The sequence below is a fragment of the Brachybacterium timonense genome (assembly GCF_900258505.1).
GTDB lineage: Bacteria > Actinomycetota > Actinomycetes > Actinomycetales > Dermabacteraceae > Brachybacterium > Brachybacterium timonense.
This window is the reverse complement of sequence record NZ_LT984895.1, coordinates 664,003-682,496: the sequence shown is the minus strand read 5'-3', so window position 1 is coordinate 682,496 and position 18,494 is coordinate 664,003. Positions and strand designations below refer to the sequence as shown.

The window sequence follows — 18,494 nt, the reverse complement described above, 5'->3', positions numbered from 1 at the left end:
ATCCGTGGACGTATTCGTGGGGCTACGACGATATTGCCGCGGCGCCACGAATACGTCCACAGCTTGACACTCCCGGCCGGCAATCACGCGCCACACGTCACGCAACGGACCCCAGCCAGGCAGGTGCAAGCAGGCCAGGCGGTGCACAGCACAACCCAGCCCAACCCGGCCAGATCCATCACCCGCCTAGTCTCATCGGGCCGCTACCGTGGAGCAATGCGCGCCTCCGCTGATGCCGACCGTTCCTCCACCACCGCCACCAGCACCGGGCACGACCCGACGGCCCCCACCGAGCACGGCAACCCCGCCACCAGCACCGGGCACGATTCCACCACCGCCCCGACCACACACCAACCGCTCGCCCCCTCCCGCGCCCACGCCCTCAGCACCGCGCTGCTCGCCGCGCCTGCGGATCTCATCGCAAACCCGGCCACCGCGCACTGGGAGCTGCATGCCGAGAGCGGCCCCGTCGGCGCCTTGTCCATGCGGCCGCACCCGCTTACCGTCCAGGAGCTGCCCACCCGCCGCCACCTTGCCGGGTACGTGGCGCTCGAGGTCAGCGGCCTGGGTCGCGCGGCCTGGGCCGAGGCGTTGCGCGGCCCTCTGCATCTGCGTGCCCATGCTCCTGACGGCACGCTGGCGACCACCGGCGTGCAGATCCCCGGCGTGCTCGATGATCTGTACGCCGATGCTGCCCGCGCAGAACATGGCCCGGGCCCTCACGTGCATGAGCAGGGCGTGGAGCTGAGCCTGTGGGCGCCGACGGCGCGTCGGGTGACGCTGTTGCTCGGCGACCACACCGCCGACGGGCCGGAGACGGAGCTCCCCGCTGACTGGGATGAGCGCAGCGGGCTGTGGCGAGCTCGAGGCGGGAGCGATTGGGTGGGCCGCACCTGTCGGTGGCGCGTGGAGGTGTATGCGCCATCCGTCGGGCGCATGGTGGCGAACACGGTGACCGACCCGTATGCGACGGCGTTGACGGTCGACTCGCAGCGTGCGGTGGTTGCCGATCTCGCCGATCCCCGGTGGGCGCCGGCGATCTGGACGGACACTCCGGCGCCTCGCCTTGATCACCCTGCACGCCAGACCATCTGGGAGCTGCATGTGCGGGACTTCTCCGCCGTCGATCCTGACCTTCCGGAGGGGCTACGCGGCACATACGCGGCCGTCGGCCATCCACAGGCACGCGGCACTGCTCATCTACGGAAGCTCGCCGAGGCGGGCGTGACCACCGTGCATCTGCAGCCCACGTTCGACTTCGCCACCGTGCCCGAGCTGCGCTCGCGGCAGCGTCGGGCGCAGGTCCCGACCGAGGCGGGGCCGGCCTCGACCGCTCAGCAGGCGGCTATCGCCCACGTCGCCGATGAGGACGAGTTCAACTGGGGCTACGACCCGTGGCACTGGCTCGCACCGGAGGGCTCCTACGCCACCGACGGTGCGCAGGACGGACCCGCCCGCTCCCGTGAGTTCCGGCAGATGGTGGGGCAGCTCCATGCCATGGGGCTGCAGGTGGTGCTCGATGTGGTGTTCAACCACACCGCCTTCGACGGCCAGCACGAGTATTCGCTGCTGGATCGTGTTGTGCCGGGCTACTACCACCGCTTGGATGCCGAGGGTCGCGTGGAAGCATCCACGTGCACGTCGAATGTCGCCACCGAGCATGCGATGGCCGAACATCTGATGATCCGGGCGCTGGTGCTGTGGGCGCAGGAGTACCGGGTCGACGGGTTCCGCTTCGATCTCATGGGGCATCACACCCGGGAGAACCTGCTGGCTGCGCGCGCCGCGCTGGATGCGCTCACGCTCGAGGCCGACGGTGTGGACGGCGCCGGGATCTACCTGTACGGCGAGGGCTGGAACTTCGGTGAGGTGATGGACGGTGCTCGTTTCGACCAGGCGATCCAGGGGATGCTCGACGACACGTCGATCGGCACGTTCTCCGATCGTCTGCGCGATGGTGTTCACGGAGGCGGACCCGCGGATGCCGACAAGCGTCTGCAGCAGGGATTCGGCACGGGGCTGGCGCTCGCACCGAACGGCGGCGCCACGGGTATGGCAGCGAACGCGGCGGATGCCGATGAGCTACGGCGTCTGACGGACTGGGTGCGCATCGGTATGGGCGGCAGCCTGCGGCATCTGCGTCTGCTGTGCGCCGACGGTGTCGAGCGTGCAGCCGAGGAGGTGGACTACAACGGCATGGTCGCGGGCTATGCCTCCCGCCCCGAGGAAGCGGTGAGCTACGTCGACGCGCACGACAACGAGACGCTGTATGACATCGGCGTGTGGAAGCTACCCGTGGACACGCCACTCGAGGAGAGGGTGCGTGCCCAGGTGGTCATGCTCGCCACTGTGCTGCTCGGGCAATCCCCCGCCTTCTTCTGCGCTGGCGCGGAGCTGCTGCGTTCGAAGTCGCTGGATACCGACTCGTACAACTCCGGCGACCACTTCAACGCCGTGGATTGGACCGGCGCGAGCAGCCGTTTCGGCGTCGGGCTTCCACCTGCAGACCGCAATGAAGCGCAGTGGCCACTGATGGTGCCTCGGCTTGAAAACCCCGCGCTGCGGCCCGACCATGCCGCGATGGTCGCGTGCCGCGACCGTGTGTGCGATCTGCTGCGTGTGCGTGCGAGCACGCCACTGCTGACGCTCGGTGACCCCGCGGCGATTCTCGCGAAGCTGAGCTTCCCGAACGCCGGTCCGAGCGCGACGCCCGGGCTACTGGTGATGCGGATCGACGACACAATCGGCGACATCGTCGATCCGGAGCATGCGCAGGTGCTCGTGGTGCTCAACGCCGGCCCTGCGCCCCTCACGGAGCAGATCGAGGACTGTGCCGGGATCAGCTTCGCCCTGCATCCCGTGCTCGCCGACGGGGCGGATCCGCGCCAGCGTGAGGTGCAGTGGGATGCCGATGCTGGCCTGCTGAGCATCCCGGGACGCACCGCCGCCGTGCTGCTTGCTCGGCGGGGCTGACCCAGGCCGTCGGCCCGGCGGGAGGGACCCGGCATGCCAGCTATGCCGCATGTCTCCACCCGTCGCCTCGCGGGACGAGCCTGGCGCGCTGGCAGTGCCGCGCCTCCCCCGTCGGCTCAGCCGCCCTGGAGGCCGGAGCGCTCCACATCCGTGCCGGTCAGGCGACCGATCTGCGTCATGCCGTGGTAGACCACGAGCGCGGCGAGGGTGCCGAGCGCGATGCCGGTGAAGGCGAAGCCGCCGATCTCCCAATGCAGGTCAGCGATCGCGATCACGAGGGCGAGACCGGCAGTGATCTGGTTCTTCGGCCGCGAGAAGTCCACCCCGCCGTCGACCCACATGCGGAAGCCGACGATCGCGATCAGCCCGTACAGCACGAAGGTCACGCCGCCGAGCACGCCCGGCGGGATCGAGTTGATCAGCGCGCCAACCTTCGGGGAGAGCGAGAGCAGGATCGCGAAGATGCCGGCCACCCAGTAGGCGGCGGTCGAGTAGACGCGGGTGGCGCTCATGACGCCGATGTTCTCGCCGTAGGTGGTGGTCGGAGATCCGCCGAACACGGCCGAGAGGGAGGTCGCCAGGCCGTCCGCGGTGAGGGTGCGCCCCACCATGTGGTCGAGGTTGCGGCCGGTCATGGTGCCGACACTGGTCACGTGCCCCACGTTCTCCGCGAGCAGCACCAGGATCACGGGCAGGAAGATCGGCAGCAGGGTGACGTTCAGGGTCGGGGTGTGGAACTCGGGCAACCCCAGCCAGGCTGCGTCGTGGTACGCGGTGAAGTCGACCTCGTGGCGGCTCCACGCGAACAGGTACCCGATGATCACGCCCACGAGCACGCTGATCCGGCCGATCAGCCCCTTGAACAGGGCCGTGCATGCCACCACGGACACGAGCGTGACGACAGCCGTGAGCGGTGCCTTCGAGAAGTTGTTCTGGTAGGTGGTGGGCACGAGGTTCAGGCCGATGAGCGCGACGATTGAGCCCATCACCACAGGCGGCATGAGGTGGGAGATCCAGCCGGCGCCCACCTTCTGCACGATGAGGCCGAGTAGGGCCAGCAGCAGTCCGGTCACGAGCACGCCGCCGAGTGCCGCGCCCATCGAGTCAGCTTGCGTGGAGGCGGTGATCGGCGCGATGAACGCGAAGGAGGAGCCCAGGTAGCTGGGCACCCGGTTCCGGGTGATCAGCAGGAACAGGATCGTGCCCACGCCGGAGAACAGCAGGGTGGTCGACGGGGGGAAACCGGTGATCACCGGCACCAGGAATGTGGCGCCGAACATCGCCACCACATGCTGAGCGCCGATGCCGATGGTGAGCGGCCAGCTCAGGCGCTCCTCCGGTTTCACGATGGCGTCGGGGGCGACGGTTCTGCCGTTGCCGTGCAGGGTCCAGATGGCCATGTCTGCTCCTGGGGTCGGGCGCCATGCAGCGCGGTGAGGGTCGCTGCGCGCATGCGGGCGCGTCGAGGCGAGGGACGGGGTCGGGGGGCGAGGCGAAAGCGGCGGGGATCGTCGGGGCCGCCGGGATGTGCGACCCACTGGCGGGCTCGACGCCGTCGACGGGCTAGGTGCGGGGGAAGGTCTTGCGGCGGGAACGCTCGGCAGCGATGTCCGGCAGCAGTGACAGCAGCGGATCGCGCCGCGCGTTGCGGTGCCGGAACTCAGCGAACATGCGGGCGAGATCTGGGGCACCGAACTCGTCACGCACCGGGGCGGGCACCGTCAGCATGAGCGCGGCGGCGATGCCGAGCGCGAGAGCGGTGCCGCCGGTCACCAGGCCAACACCGGCCCCTGTGGCCAAGGAGTTCACAATCACGGCAAGGAACCCGACGATGACGAGCACGAGAGCGGAGACCACACCGGAGGCGCGGGCAATCTGCGCCGGACGCTCCAGCAGGGCCTTGCGCGCGAACAGGGAGACCGCCACGAACATCGCGCAGACCAGCGCATCCATCAGGTGCACAACCGTGCCACCGGGGGTGACACCGCGGCCGGCGGCGATAGCAGCGGCCAGGTTCCACAGCACGGCCGCGCTGTGCATGAGGATGCTGAATTCGAAGGCACGCACCGCATAGACGAGCCAGTCGCTGCGCTCGAAGCTCACCGGCATGGTGCGAACGAACGAGCGGGAGATCATCACGCCGTACGCGGACAGAAGCAGCGGCAGATACACGTACCCGGTGGCCACAGACTCGGGTGCGGCGAAGGAGAGCCGCAGCGTGTTGTCGGCGAGCGCGGCGATCACCAGGGCGCCCACCGCCGACACCGAGAACACGAACCAGGAGCGCTCACGCCGCATCGCAGAGCCGAGCAGGATCGCCAGCAGCAGGGCGGAGATGAGGGTGTTCGCGAAGCTCATCAGTGAGAACGCCCAGCCGGTGGTGAAGACACGCCCCACAGCCATCACGGTCGCGACAAGGAGCAGGACCAGTGCGGTCACGCCGATCACGAGCAGCACCATCCGCGACCGGGCGCGAGCGGTGGCCGCCGGCAGGTAGCCCTCGTGGGCCCGTGGCTCGATGCCCACGATCGCACCGAGCAGGAGCATCGCCACGCCAACGCCGACGCCCACGGGAGGCCCGTCGGGCAGCGCAGAGAACAGGACAGGCAGGGAGGTCACGAAGTCGGCGACGATCACTCCGATGCCGACGGCAAGGGCCGGCAGCATCGCGGTGACGCGCAGCACGCGGATCAATCCGAGCGGAGGCGTGGACGGCACCCAGCGCAGCAGGTGCACCACAACAAGCCCGATCAGGGCGATGCCGATCCCTGTCTTCCCGGCAATCTCCACGATGCGCAGCTCGCCGAGCGTGAAGGTCGTGCTCAGCGCGATCACCAGGCACACCAAGGCCAACAGGTCCCGCAACGCATCGAAGATGCCCAGGTCGTGGAAGCGACGCGGCAGCACGGGGGTGCGTGCATCGTCGTCAGCAGCAGCATTCGGCGTGGTGCCGGAGCGGGCGTAGGTGGGCACGCGCAGCGGCGCGGTGATCGGGGCAGGTTCGTCACTCTCACCGATCCGGGCGCCGCCAGGCGCGAGCGGCCCCGCGGCGCGCGCCCGTCCCGCGCTGTCAGCGGCGCGTTGCTCAGCGAGCTCAGCCACGTCGTCGGACAGACTCGACAGATCGACGGTTTCGGCACTGTGCTGCTCAGGGCGGGAGGGGCGGCGGCCACGGCCAGCGACCAGCGGGGCGCTGTAGCGCTCGAACTCTTCGCGGCCCGGCAACTGCTCGGTGGGCAGGGTGCCAGGGTCGGGGGCGGCGAAGATCCAGTCTTCGTCGTGACGCTCGTCGTCCGTCGTCATCCGCTCCTGCCTGTCCATTGCCCGGTGCATCGGCTCGCGCTGCTCCGGAACTCACTGCGATGCCCGCGTCGATGATGCCGTCGAGAGGCGCCACCAGCGACGGCCCCGGCATCGACCGACTGCTCAGGGGAAGTCTAGGGAGCGCACACCTCCCCGCCTCGGTGACGCGCCGGGCGCGAGCCGTATCACGTCACGGCGCACCCGGGCGTGCGAGTGGGGCTATCGGGCAGGGCGAGCACTACGCTCGGAGCATGACCGCTCCAGAGATGGTGCTGACCGAGCGCTTCCAGGCCGCTTTCGCGGCGGCGTTCGGTGCCGAGCACGCCGATGCCGACCCGATCATCCGCCCCTCGCAGTTCGCCGACTTCCAGTGCAACGCAGCGATGGGGCTCGCCAAGCGCCTGGGGATGAAGCCTCGAGACATCGCCGCCCGAATCCTCGAGCACGTGGATCTCGCTGATGTTGCCGAGACACCGCAGATCGCCGGGCCAGGCTTTCTGAACATCACCCTGCTGCCGGAGTGGATCGCCCAGCAGACCGCGCAGGTCGCTGCCGATGAGCGTATGGGGATGCCCAGCGCTGAGCCGCGCACCGTGGTGCTGGACTATTCGGCACCGAATGTGGCGAAGGAGATGCACGTCGGCCATCTGCGCACCACGGTGGTGGGCGATGCACTGGCGCGCACTCTGGAGCTGCTGGGCCATCGGGTGATCCGTCAGAACCACATCGGCGACTGGGGCACACCGTTCGGGATGCTCATCGAACATCTGCTGGAGGTGGGCGAGGATTCACCGGAAGCGGATCAGCTGCGCACCGACCCGAACGCGTTCTACCAGGCGGCACGGGCGAAGTTCGACGCCACCGACGGCTCCCCCGACGCCGATGGCTCCGATTTCGCCTCCCGTGCCCGTCGGCGCGTAGCGACCCTGCAGTCGGGCGATGCCGAATCGCTGCGGATCTGGACGAACCTGGTGGCGCTGTCCAAGCAGTACTTCCACCGCATCTACGACATGCTCGACGTGACCCTCACCGATGAGCATCTGGCCGGGGAGTCAACCTACAACGACCAGCTCGCCCGCACCTGCGAGGATCTTGAAAACGCTGGCATCGCCCGAATGTCCGACGGCGCGCTGTGTGTGTTCCCCGAGGGCTTCACGGGCCGCGATGAGCAGCCGCTGCCACTGATCATTCGCAAGTCCGACGGCGGCTACGGGTACGCCACGACGGATCTGACCGCGATCCGGCACCGCGTGCAGGACCTGGGGGCGGACCGCATCGGCTACGTGGTGGGCACCGCGCAGGAACTGCACTTCCAGATGGTGTTCGCCACGGCTCGCGAGGCTGGCTGGCTGCCGGAGAGCGTGCAGGCCGAGCACGTGAAGATCGGCTCCGTGCTGGGCGAGGACGGCAAGATCCTGCGCACCCGCTCCGGCTCGTCGCTGCGGCTGATGGCGCTGCTGGAGGAGGCCGTGGGGAAGGCGCGCGGCGTGATCGACGAGCTGCGGCCGGACCTGCCGGAGTCCGAGCGTGCCGCGATCGCGCATGACATCGGTATCGGCGGCGTGAAGTATGCGGATCTCTCGACCGCGCATGACTCGGACTACGTGTTCGACCTGGACCGGATGCTGGCCCTCACCGGCAACACCGCCCCGTATCTGCAGTACGCGGTGGCGCGGATTCGCTCGATCCGTCGCCGTGCCGAGGCGCAGGATATTGCGCTCGACCCCCAGGCGGCGCCGCTCGTCGAGGGCGCTGCGGGTCGGGCGCTCGCTCTGCAGCTGCTGCAGTTCGGACCGACGGTGCAGCAGGTGGGTGAGGCGTTCGAACCGCATCGCCTGTGCACATACCTGTTCGCCACCGCTCAGGCGTTCACGGCGTTCTACGACGCCGCACCGATCCTGAAGGAGGAGGACGCCGCGGTGCGCTCGGGCCGTGCGGCGCTCGCTGCGCTCACGGAACGAGTGCTCGTGACGGGCCTGGAGTGTCTGGGAGTGAACGCGCCGCAGCAGATGTGACGCGGCGTGGCGCAGCGCCGTGACCTGATCGTGTCCGAACTGGTTTCTCGGCGTGCTTCGCACCCCCTGGACTGGTTCCTAGCCTGGTGGTATGTCGCGTTCTCGCACCGTCGTCCTCACCGCCTGGGCGGCTTACGCCGTGGTGGCGGCGGTGCATCTGATTGCCATGGCGCTCGGTGCCGACGGCATCTCGCGGATCACGCAGCCGCTGATCAGTCCGTTGCTGCTGTTCATCCTGCTGTTCTCGGCACGCCGCGCGGACCGCACCACGGTGCTGACCGCCGGGGCGTTGCTGTGCTCCTGGATGGGTGATCTGCTGCCGCCGTTCGTGCCACAGCTGGATTCGCGTCTGCTGCCCACGGCGAGCTTCCTGGCGAGCCTGATCCTGTTCAGTCTGGCGCTCGCCCCGCTGTGGATGCGCAACCGTGATCCGCTGCGTTATGCGATGGCGATCCCGTACGGCGGCATCGTCGTGGGCCTCTTTCTCGCCTTCGCCCGCGGTGCTGGTCAGATGCTGTCACTGCTGCTGACCTACGCCGTGATGCTCGCGCTGATGGCGTTCCTTGCAGCCGGAGTGAACACGTTGACCTGGACCGGCGGCACCCTCTTCATGCTGTCCAATGCCCTGTTGGGCATGGTGTGGTTCTTGCCGGGCGCCTGGTTGCCGAACTCTGCGGTGGCGGTGATGGCCACATACTTCCTGGGCCAGGCTCTGCTGACCGCCGGGATCATCCAGGCTCGTCGAGCATCGACGGAGCCTGACACGGTCACCGGGCCGGTGTCACTCGTGATCGTCGAGAGCTGAATTGATCGTCGCGACCTGAGTCGACGCACCGATCCGGGGCCGGATCCGGCCCCGGCAGCGTCAGGCGCGTGTGAGCACGCGGTCGATCAGCTCGGCCTGCTCGCGCAGCAGTCGCTCCATATCTTCGCCGCCGCGGGGGCGAATCCGCAGCCCGATCCGGCCGGACAGCTCGCGGTAGTCCACCGGCACGCCGTTCTCCTCCAGCTTCAGACGTGCAACCTGCACATCGGAGAGGAACAAATCCTTGCGACCCACGGAAAGGTGCACCGGCGGCAGTCCTTCCAGGGAACCGTTGATCGGCGAGAGGTCCGGATCACTCAGCAGGGTGCGCCCAGCGTAGGTTCGGGCGGCGGAGCGCAGCAGACGCCGCTCATGGACGGGGTCGGCGTTGCCTGTTTCGGCGAGCTGCGCGTTGGCGAGCTCGAGGTCGATCCAGGGGCACATGGCCACAAGCGCTGCGGGCAACTGGATCGAGTCCTCCTCGCGCAGGTGCCGGGCGATGATGAAGGCCAGACCGCCGCCGGCATGCGTGCCCGAGAGAACCCACGGCTGATCCATGCGGCCGTCGGCCGCCAGAGCGGTGAGCACTGCCGAGGCGTCATCCACAGCGATCGGGTGACGGTGATCGGGCGCGGTGCGGTAATCGACCATGAGGCCGGCGCAGCCCCGGGTATCAACCTGGTGCGACAGCCACGACCAGTCGGCGGCAAAGGGCCCCGAGATGTAGGCGCCACCGTGCAGATGCACAATCAGCCCCTGGTCGGCGTGGTGGCGATCCAGCCACACGCACCGGGTGCGGCCGATCATCTCGACGTCGATCGCATGGCGCTTCTGCACGGCGCCGCCAGGGTAGGGCTGCCGCGCCTCGCGCATGGCGTGCGTGCTGATAGCGGCTGGGATGGGAGCGCGAGCGATGCTGCGCGCCCCGATCACCACGGCGTCCCGGATGCGTCCCATGCTGCCTCCTGTCCGCGGCCTGCTGCCGCTGTGCGTCATGTTCCTCCAGCCTAGCGAAGTGGGCTGAACCGACGCCGCTACGCTGACCGCATGAGCCAGGCCCACCCTGATACAGACCAGTCCACCTCTGAGAACGTGCCGCGTGGCTCTCTCACCTCAAGCGACGGCCCCGTCCTCATCGTCGCCGCCATGGAGCAGGAGGCCGCTGCGGTGATCGAGCTGATGGAGGCGGCACAGCCTGTGGCGGCGCCGCTCACAGGCGTCAGCGCTGTGCGCGGACGTCTCCGTGGCAGCGACGTCGTCGTGGTCACCACCGGAATCGGCATCGCTGCCGCCTCGGCAGCGGCCACATGGGCGATCCTCGAGACGCGGCCACGGGCAGTGGTTGCGGTTGGCTCCTGCGGCGGTCTCGCGGCGGACGTCGAGGTGGGCACGGTGATCGTCGGCGATTGCTTCGCCTACTCGATCGCGGATGCGACGGCGTTCGGCTACGCCCCCGGCCAGGTGCCGGGATCTCCCGAGCGCTTCACAGCGGACCCCGCATGGGCCGATCTCGCCGAACAGGCTGCACACGCCTCGCATCAGGACGGCGATGCGCCCGTGCGACGCGGACTGATGCTCTCCGGTGACGCGTTCGTCACCGCTCCCCTGGCGGAACCGATGCGGCAACGGTTCCCGGGAGCGCTCAGCGCGGACATGGAGACCACGGCCACAGCGCACACTGCGGCGGCACTCGGCGTCCCGATGACGGCACTGCGCGCGGTGTCGGATCTGTGCGGCCCCTCAGCCGACCAACAGTTCCACCTGGAACTGGCGATCGTGGCGCATCGCTCAGCCCGCGCGGTCGCCCATCTTGTCGCATCGCGCTAAGGTGCTTGCGGCGCCCTGGCGCTGTCGCGCTGTGGCGGCTCGGGGCGCGCATCCCTGCACCCCACCCGGACTGAGGAGTCATGAGCCGAAGCGCTGCCCGCGAGGCGACCGAACACCCCCTGCCCGATACGGCCGATCCATCGGCGCAATCACTGCCGATGGCACGTGGAGTCTTCGGTGTCTCAGCCGCGGTCGTTCTGCTGGCCGTCGGGTTCGCGCTGCTTCTGCCGAGCACCTTCAACGACGTGATCTCCACGCTCAACTCAACCGTGGTGTCGACGGTGGGCTGGTACTACATCTTGGTGGTCACCGGCTTCGTGGTGTTCGCACTGGTCGTCGCCGGGAGCCGACTCGGATCGATCCGGCTGGGCCCCGATGACGAGGAACCGGCGTACGGGCTGCTGAGCTGGTTCGCGATGCTGTTCGCCGCCGGCATGGGTATCGGTCTGGTGTTCTGGGGGGCAGCGGAGCCGCTGACCTTCTTCGCCGCCGACGGACCCGCTGGCGTGCCGCCGAACGCTGCGCATCTGGAGGACGGCGCTCGTGCCCAACGAGCCATGGGCCAGACCTTCCTGCACTGGGGGCTGCACGCCTGGGCGATCTACGTCGTGGTCGGCCTGTCGATCGCGTACGCCGTGCACCGTCGGCGCCGCCCGATCTCGATCCGCTGGGCGCTCGAGCCCGTGCTCGGCAAGCACACGGATACGTGGGTGGGCGATCTGATCGACATCATCGCGATCGTCGGCACCCTGTTCGGCATCGCCACCTCGCTCGGCTTCGGCGTCACTCAGATCGCCGCGGGCCTGGACCACCTCGGTCTGATCCCCGATTCGGTGGGCGTGCAGGTGGTGATCGTGCTGTCGGTGACAGCGCTGGCCACGCTGTCCGCCGCGAGCGGTGTGGACAAGGGCATCAAGCTGCTGTCGAACCTGAACCTGGGCCTGGCCGCCATCTTGCTGGTGACGGTTCTGGCCCTGGGCCCGACGCTGTTCCTGCTGCGTGACCTGGTCGCGAACATCGGCTACTACCTGCAGAACCTGGTGCAGCTGTCCTTCCAGACGATGCCCTTCATGGGCGAGGACGGCGCCACCTGGATCTCCAGCTGGACCACCTTCTACTGGGGCTGGTGGATCTCCTGGTCGCCCTTCGTGGGCGTGTTCATCGCCCGCATCTCACGCGGCCGCACGGTGCGCCAATTCATCATGGGCGTGCTGCTGGTGCCGACGCTCGTGACCATGCTGTGGTTCACCGTGATGGGTGGAACCGCCCTGTACAAGTCCCTCTTCGACGGTGTGGACTTCAGGACCGACGAGGGCGGCATCGATGCGAACACCGCACTGTTCGACACGCTCTCCACGCTGCCGCTCGGCGCCGTGCTGTCCGGTGTGGCGGTGGTGCTGGTGACGATCTTCTTCATCACCAGCGCGGACTCGGGCGCTTTCGTGATGGACATGATCGCGCACCGTGGCGACACGAATCCGCCGCGCATCACCCGCATCTTCTGGGCCTCGGCCTCTGGCGTGATCGCTGCGGCCCTGCTGTGGGCGGGCGCTTCCTCGCCTGATCCGTCCGCCGGCATGTCCGGTTTGCAGGCGCTCGCCCTGCTGTCCGCTCTGCCCTTCTCCGTGGTGATGATCGGCATGTGCATCTCCATCTGGCGCTCGCTGTACATCGAGGTGAAGATGATCGAGCGCCTCGAGTTGCGGATGCGCCAGCGCGCGTTCATCGAGCGCTGGGGTAACGAGATCACCGATTCGGTCTCCGACTCCGTCCAGGCTCGCATGGAGGATCAGGTGTCCTCCGAAGTCCAGGAGCAGGTTGCAGCCCAGATCACGGGACTGGCCACGGGCGAGATCACGGCTGTTGTCGACACCAGTGCAGCGGCGAAGACCGACGGATCGGCTCGCCCCGGCCATAGCCAGAGTCACCGTGCCGAGGACAGCTCCCCGTCGACGGAGCAGCCCCCACGGCACTGACCTCGCCCGCTCGAGACTGCACATGCCACCCCCGCGTCCTTGCTCAGCCCTGGGCGCGGGGTGACATGATCAGGGCCCGGTCGCTGCGGATCCTTCCGCGGCGACCGGGCCCCTTGTGCGCATCCTGCCGGGGGAACGCCCCCGAACCCCGGGACAGGGCGCGGCGCGCTTCACCCCTGGCGGGCCTTGAAGCGCGGGTTCTTCTTGTTGATCACGTACAGGCGGCCGCGGCGGCGCACTACCTGCGCGCCGGGCATGCGAGCGAGTGACCTCACGGAAGCACGGACCTTCATGCCGTCTCCTTCCCTGCTGCGGAGGCCGCCGCGGCAGTGTTCTTCGCGTAGCGGCGGCGGAAGCGTTCAACGCGTCCGGCGGTGTCCACCACGCGTGCGCTGCCGGTATAGAAGGGGTGGGATGCCGAGGAGATCTCGACATCGATCACCGGATACTCGCGGCCGTCCTCCCACGCCATCGTCTCGTCGGAGGTGCGCGTGGAGCGGGTCAGGATCGCGAAGTCTGCGGATTTGTCGCGGAAGATCACGGGGCGGTAGTCGGGGTGGATGCCCGGTTTCATGGGTTCTCCTGTGGTCGGATCTGTGGGGCTGTCACCAGCTGGACTTCGTGACGCCTGGCAGCTCACCGCGATGGGCCATCTCGCGCAGCCGGACGCGGGAGAGGCCGAAGGCGCGCAGGTAGCCGCGGGGGCGGCCATCGATGGCGTCGCGGTTGCGCAGGCGGGTGGCGCTGGCATCGCGTGGCATCTTCTGCAGGGCGCGCAGGGCGAGGATCCTTTCGGCGTCCGACGTCGCGGGGTCTTTGATGGTGCACTTGAGACGGGCGCGTTCTTCTGCATGCCGGGCGACGATCTGTCGGCGCTGCGCATCGCGCGCGATCTTGGATTTTTTCGCCATCTCAGCGCTCCTCGCGGAAGTCGACGACGCGGCGCAGAACCGGGTCGTATTTCTTCATGACCAGCCGGTCGGGGGTATTTCGACGGTTCTTGGTGGTCACGTACGTGTAGCCGGTGCCCTCGGTGGAGCGCAGCTTCACGATGGAGCGCACATCGCTCTTCTTGGCCATGGGTTCTCTCCTGGGTGTGTCGGGTCAGAGCTTCTCGCCGCGGGCCAGGAGCTGCGCGACCACGGCATCGATTCCTCGTGTGTCGATGGTCTTGATGCCCTTGGCTGATAGGCGCAGGGTGACGCGGCGCCCGAGGGAGGGGACGAAGTACGTCTTCTTCTGGATGTTCGGATCGAATCGGCGAGAGGTCCGACGGTGCGAATGCGAGACCTGCTTGCCGAAGGAGGGCTGAGCTCCGGTGACTTGACAGTGACGGGACATGACGACGCACACTAGTTGTTGATAACCATTATCGTCAACTCAATGTGTGTGCCCACGCCAGTCCGAGACCACGCCCTCACGACCACGCGCGTCGGCACACTGACCTGAGGAGCTTCATGACCCCCGATCCGCATGCCCTGCGCCCCTCGATGCCACTTGCGGTGCTGTGCGCCCTGGACCCGGTGCTGCGTGACGCCGTTGCCGCCGACCTGCTGCTGGATGAGCCCGGCGCCGTGCTGCTGCGCTACGACACCGATGCCGCGCACGGCACCATGCACCGCCTGGTCATGGATGTGACCGGCGTGATCGAGCACCGTGAGGTGGAGCTCGAGCATGCCTGCATCTCCTGTGCGATGCGAGAGGACGCGGTGCCCATGCTCGAGGCACTCGCCGCCGACGGCCGCTGGGCCTCGATCGCCCTTGTGCTGCCCGTGAGCGCCGACCCGTGGGTGGTGACCCGCGCGCTCAGCGCTCAGCCGATGCGTACCCGTATCGCCAGTGTCGCGACCGTCGTGGACTCGGGGCGGATGGTGGAGGATCTGCTGGGCGATGACACGCTGGCCGAGCGCGGCCTCCAGTGGGCGGTCGATGACGAGCGGGCCGTGGGCGAGGCTCTCGCAGCGCAGATCGAGTTCTGCGATGTTGTGATCGATGCCGCCGAGCATGACGGTCCGGGCCTCGAACTGCTGGAGCATCTGCTCGCCGACGAGCAGGTTCTGGTCCGCGGCGCACATCGCCTCGGGGAGCGCTGCCTCACGGCACTGCGACATGATCCGGCACAGGCCAATGCTCGCGTTGACGTCCGCTCAGTGCGCATGCATGGCGGCCGATCGGACTACGGCACCTGGACGATCGAACTACGCAGCGATCTGCCGTTCCATCCGGAGCGATTCCTCGAGAATATCGAGCAGCTCGGGGCGGGTCGGCTGCGCGGTCGCGGCCGTTTCTGGCTGCCCACGCGCCCCCAGTCGATCTGCCGCTGGGACGGGGCGGGCGGTCAGGTCTCCGTCGGTGTGCATGCTCTCATCGGCGCCGATGAGGAGCAGCCCACGACGCACCTGGTGATCACCGGTGTGGACGCTGGCGATGACGAGCGGGTGCGTCGGGCGTTCGAGGCCTCGCTGATGACCCGCGCGCAGTGGCAGCGTGGCCTGCTGCCGTGGCTCGGGGTGGACGACGGCCTGGACATGTGGCTCGGCTCGCGCGCCGAGGCCGCCTGAACGCCGCCTCAGCGCTTCAGCGCCGACGAGCCACGGTCGATCTCAGCGCCAGTCGCTGCGCTCAGCGCGCAGGGTGGAGCAGTTCCGTGCCGTCGACCAGGGCCTGCACATTGCGTCGGATGCGCTCGTTCGCCCCGACCGGACGACCACCCGCGGCATGCGGGGTGATCAGCAGGTTCGGCGCACCCCACAACGGGTCCTGCGCAGGCAGTGGCTCCGGATCCGTCACGTCCAGCCCCGCCCCGGCGATGCTGCCACTGCGCAGTGCCTCGAGCAGCGCCTGCTGGTCCAGAATCGTGCCGCGGCCGACGTTCACCACGAGAGCATGCTCGGGCAGAGCCTCGAACACTTCGGCGTTGATCACTCGCCTGGTGGCATCTGAGGCGGGAAGGATCGTGATCAGCACGTCGGTGCGCGGAAGCTCGTCGGGCACCCGGTCGGAAGTGATCACGGGGGTGCCGGCTCTCTCCCCCTGGCTGCGTGCCACGCCCGTGACCATTGCGCCGAAAGAGCGCAGCAGCGTCGCGAGATGCTGCCCGATCTCCCCGAAGCCCCAGATCAGCACACGGGTTTCCATCAGACTCGTGAGTCGGCCCTCGGGGCGCAGCTCCTGCATGCCACCAAGCTCCGATGCCCAGCGGCTTTCCGCCTGGGCCTCAAGGCATGCGGGCAGCCGGCGCAGCAGAGCCAGCAGCATCGCGAGCGTGTGCTCGGAGACGGTCATCGAATGCAGACCCGCCCCGGTGGCGATCAGAGTGTTCGGCCCGAAGCCTGCGGCCTGGATACCCTCGACGCCCGCCGCAAGGGACTGGACGAGCCGCAGGTCCTGCAGATTCTGTGCCGCCGATGCGAGATGGCGCCGCGAGGCGCCCCAGACAACGAGCACCTGGGCGTCATAGTGCTCCGCCGGGATCTCCTCGCGCGCGTCAACGCGTGCGATCTCCCAGCCATCAGGGAGTTCCGGATTCAGGGGCGTGGTCGTGGGCAACAGGATCTTCATGGCATGAGGCTAACCGTCCACGCCCCTGGAACCTGCCCATGCGCACGGTGCCGCTGCTCGGCCATGCTGCCCGCCAGACACCGGGTCCGCCCGACACTGCAGCCCCGTTAGGGTGATCCCATGGCCCTGCGATCGCGTCCAAGGACCATCCGATCATCCGCCCTGCGACCTCTTCTGCGCACGGTCCGGCGCATCACGCGCGCCACCGGGCACCGCGCACGGCATGCTGCCGTCGTCTCGCCGCTGTCCACCGGTGGCTTCCTGGGCGCCTCCGTGGCCGGCTGGATCTCGACATCGCCGTCGCTGCTGCCGCGCACCTGGTGGATGTGGGCCGCGAACATCTCGCTGTCTCAGACCTATGGCTACGCCGCCGGTGTGCTCGCGCAGCGCCTCGGCTCACGGGCCATGCGGGAGCTTGGCGTGCAGGTCACGGTCCTACCGGAGCATCGTCGGCGTGCCCGCTTCCTCGGGGCTGCGGCGCTGACCGGTATCTCCGCCTACTCGTGGGTGCGCGGTGTGCTGCGTCAGCGCGAGATCAGCCACCTGGTGAACCAGGAGCCGAAGAACCTCGCCACCCATGCCGTCGGCACCGCAGCAGGGATCGGTTTCTCCCTGACCGGCCTCGCGGTCGTCCGCGCCGTGACGGCCACCGCCACGCTGTACCGCGCACTGCTGCGGCCGTACCTGCCTCCCCGGCTGCTGCAGGCCGTCGCGGTGATCCTCACGGCCGTCACCGTCGGCCTCGCAGTGGAACGACTGGTGCGCGGCCGCTTCCTGGAACGTGCCCTCGAACAAGCCGAAGCAGCGAACAGACTGATCGCCCCCGATGTGCCACAGCCCACCTCACCGCTGCGGTCGGGCAGCCCCCACTCCCATGAGTCCTGGCGCTCCCTGGGCGCTCCCGGCCGGAAGATCGTCGCCGGGGGCGCGAGCCGCGAACTGATCTCCCGAACCGTCGGCGCCGACGCGATGGAGCCGATCCGGGTGTACGCCGGGAAGACCTCCGCCCGCAGTCTGGAGCAGACGGTCGACGCGGTGATCGCGGAGCTCGACCGCACCGGCGCCTGGGATCGGGACACCCTGGTGCTGTTCACCGGAACCGGCACCGGGTGGCTGCAGGAGTGGTCGCTGTCCGCTCTTGAGTTCCTCACCGACGGGAACTGCGCGACCGCATCCCTCCAGTACTCCGTCTACACGAGCGCCCTGAGCTACCTGCTGGATCGGCGCTCCCCCCAGCGTGCCGGCCAGCTGTTGTTCGACGCGGTGACGCAGCGCCTGGACGAGATGGAGCCCGCGACACGTCCGCGACTGTTCGTCGCTGGGGAGTCACTGGGGTCCTTCGGCGGGCATGCCGCGTTCCGTGATGTGCCCGACATGCTCTCACGCATCGACGGGGCTCTGTGGACAGGCACCCCAGGGTTCACGCCCATGTGGCGGGAGATCACGCAGGCAGCCCGTCCGGGGTCCCCCGAGATCGCCCCGATCATCGACAATGGCGCGAGTATCCGTGTCGTGACACGCCTGCAGGACCTGCATCAGAACTACTGGGGTGGGCTCTATGCACCCTGGCAGTCGCCCCGCATTGTGTACGCACAGCACCCATCCGATCCGGTGGCCTGGTGGACGCCGTCGCTGCTGTGGGACGAGCCACGGTGGCTGCGCGAGCGCGTGGGGCACGACGTCACGCCGGCGATGCGATGGTTCCCGTGGACCACGTTCTGGCAGATCGCCGCGGATATGCCGCTGTCGATCACGATGCCGGGCGGGCACGGGCACTCCTATCACGAGGAAGTCGTGCCCATGTGGGCGGCTGTTCTCGGGCAGGAGCCTGAGGATGGCTGCGAGGCCGAGTTCGATGAGCGTCTGGAACGCATCATCACGGCGATTCGTCAGCAGGTCGTGCGCAGCTGAGCCGATCGATCCTGCTGCGTGACCGGATGGCGTGGCTGAGCGCCGTCGGGCCTGAGTGCCGTCAGGGCTGAGCGCCGTCGGGTCTGAGTGCCGTCAGGGCTGAGCGCCGTCGGGCCTGAGTGC

General features: G+C 68.5%; 16 protein-coding genes. 7 read left to right on the top strand and 9 right to left on the bottom strand.

Annotated features, from left to right (window positions below):
• Positions 1-216 precede the first annotated feature (216 nt).
• Positions 217-2,973 (top strand): pullulanase-type alpha-1,6-glucosidase, encoded by a 2,757-nt coding sequence (gene pulA / locus C8271_RS02885; RefSeq protein WP_106506039.1) that lies wholly within the window; start codon positions 217-219, stop codon positions 2,971-2,973.
• A 116-nt stretch (positions 2,974-3,089) separates the two neighbouring features.
• On the opposite strand, the gene C8271_RS02880 is transcribed toward pulA, so the two are convergent.
• Entirely contained in the window at positions 3,090-4,373 is a 1,284-nt protein-coding gene (locus tag C8271_RS02880; RefSeq protein ID WP_106506038.1) for a uracil-xanthine permease family protein, read from the bottom strand.
• A 163-nt stretch (positions 4,374-4,536) separates the two neighbouring features.
• Positions 4,537-6,276 (bottom strand): DUF7937 domain-containing protein, encoded by a 1,740-nt coding sequence (locus C8271_RS02875; protein ID WP_245920805.1) that lies wholly within the window; start codon positions 6,274-6,276, stop codon positions 4,537-4,539.
• Between the two features lie 251 nt (positions 6,277-6,527).
• On the opposite strand from C8271_RS02875, the gene argS reads away from it, so the two are divergent.
• Both argS and C8271_RS02865 read left to right on the top strand, forming a co-directional pair.
• Positions 6,528-8,291 carry an arginine--tRNA ligase gene (argS, locus tag C8271_RS02870; RefSeq protein WP_106506036.1) on the top strand — a complete coding sequence of 588 codons (1,764 nt, stop codon included), beginning with the start codon at positions 6,528-6,530 and terminating at the stop codon, positions 8,289-8,291.
• A 91-nt stretch (positions 8,292-8,382) separates the two neighbouring features.
• Complete coding sequence (locus C8271_RS02865; protein WP_106506035.1) at positions 8,383-9,096, top strand: lysoplasmalogenase family protein; 714 nt, start codon at positions 8,383-8,385, stop codon at positions 9,094-9,096.
• Positions 9,097-9,156: 60 nt separating this feature from the next.
• Here C8271_RS02865 and C8271_RS02860 read toward each other — a convergent pair whose 3' ends face one another.
• Positions 9,157-10,053 (bottom strand): alpha/beta hydrolase fold domain-containing protein, encoded by an 897-nt coding sequence (locus C8271_RS02860; RefSeq protein ID WP_106506034.1) that lies wholly within the window; start codon positions 10,051-10,053, stop codon positions 9,157-9,159.
• Between the two features lie 90 nt (positions 10,054-10,143).
• Here C8271_RS02860 and mtnN point away from each other — a divergent pair, with 90 nt between their 5' ends.
• A complete protein-coding gene (mtnN, locus tag C8271_RS02855; protein WP_106506033.1) occupies positions 10,144-10,923 on the top strand; it encodes a 5'-methylthioadenosine/S-adenosylhomocysteine nucleosidase in 780 nt (259 codons plus the stop codon).
• An 80-nt stretch (positions 10,924-11,003) separates the two neighbouring features.
• On the top strand, positions 11,004-12,899 hold the full coding sequence (locus C8271_RS02850; protein WP_170957781.1) for a BCCT family transporter: 1,896 nt from the start codon (positions 11,004-11,006) through the stop codon (positions 12,897-12,899).
• A 170-nt stretch (positions 12,900-13,069) separates the two neighbouring features.
• Here C8271_RS02850 and ykgO read toward each other — a convergent pair whose 3' ends face one another.
• From ykgO to rpmB, 5 genes are read right to left on the bottom strand one after another with little or no spacing between them, the layout of a single operon-like run.
• The gene (gene ykgO / locus C8271_RS02845; RefSeq protein ID WP_106506032.1) at positions 13,070-13,192 is read right to left on the bottom strand and encodes a type B 50S ribosomal protein L36; all 123 of its coding nucleotides are present in this window, start codon (positions 13,190-13,192) and stop codon (positions 13,070-13,072) included.
• Positions 13,189-13,473, bottom strand: coding sequence for a type B 50S ribosomal protein L31 (locus C8271_RS02840; protein ID WP_106506031.1), 285 nt, complete (start codon positions 13,471-13,473; stop codon positions 13,189-13,191). Before C8271_RS02840 ends, ykgO begins: the two co-directional genes overlap by 4 nt.
• Positions 13,474-13,504: 31 nt before the next feature.
• On the bottom strand, positions 13,505-13,810 hold the full coding sequence (gene rpsN / locus C8271_RS02835; protein WP_106506030.1) for a 30S ribosomal protein S14: 306 nt from the start codon (positions 13,808-13,810) through the stop codon (positions 13,505-13,507).
• Between the two features lies 1 nt (position 13,811).
• Entirely contained in the window at positions 13,812-13,979 is a 168-nt protein-coding gene (rpmG, locus tag C8271_RS02830; protein WP_106506029.1) for a 50S ribosomal protein L33, read from the bottom strand.
• A gap of 24 nt (positions 13,980-14,003) precedes the next feature.
• Positions 14,004-14,240 carry a 50S ribosomal protein L28 gene (gene rpmB / locus C8271_RS02825; protein ID WP_106506028.1) on the bottom strand — a complete coding sequence of 79 codons (237 nt, stop codon included), beginning with the start codon at positions 14,238-14,240 and terminating at the stop codon, positions 14,004-14,006.
• A gap of 116 nt (positions 14,241-14,356) precedes the next feature.
• Between rpmB and C8271_RS02820 the strand changes: the two genes are divergently transcribed.
• Positions 14,357-15,460 carry a GTP-binding protein gene (locus C8271_RS02820; RefSeq protein WP_106506027.1) on the top strand — a complete coding sequence of 368 codons (1,104 nt, stop codon included), beginning with the start codon at positions 14,357-14,359 and terminating at the stop codon, positions 15,458-15,460.
• Between the two features lie 61 nt (positions 15,461-15,521).
• Here the strand turns inward: C8271_RS02820 and C8271_RS02815 are convergent, their stop codons facing one another.
• Positions 15,522-16,460 carry an NAD(P)-dependent oxidoreductase gene (locus C8271_RS02815; RefSeq protein WP_106506026.1) on the bottom strand — a complete coding sequence of 313 codons (939 nt, stop codon included), beginning with the start codon at positions 16,458-16,460 and terminating at the stop codon, positions 15,522-15,524.
• A 120-nt stretch (positions 16,461-16,580) separates the two neighbouring features.
• Between C8271_RS02815 and C8271_RS02810 the strand changes: the two genes are divergently transcribed.
• Complete coding sequence (locus tag C8271_RS02810) at positions 16,581-18,371, top strand: alpha/beta hydrolase (RefSeq protein WP_106506025.1); 1,791 nt, start codon at positions 16,581-16,583, stop codon at positions 18,369-18,371.
• Positions 18,372-18,494: the final 123 nt, after the last annotated feature.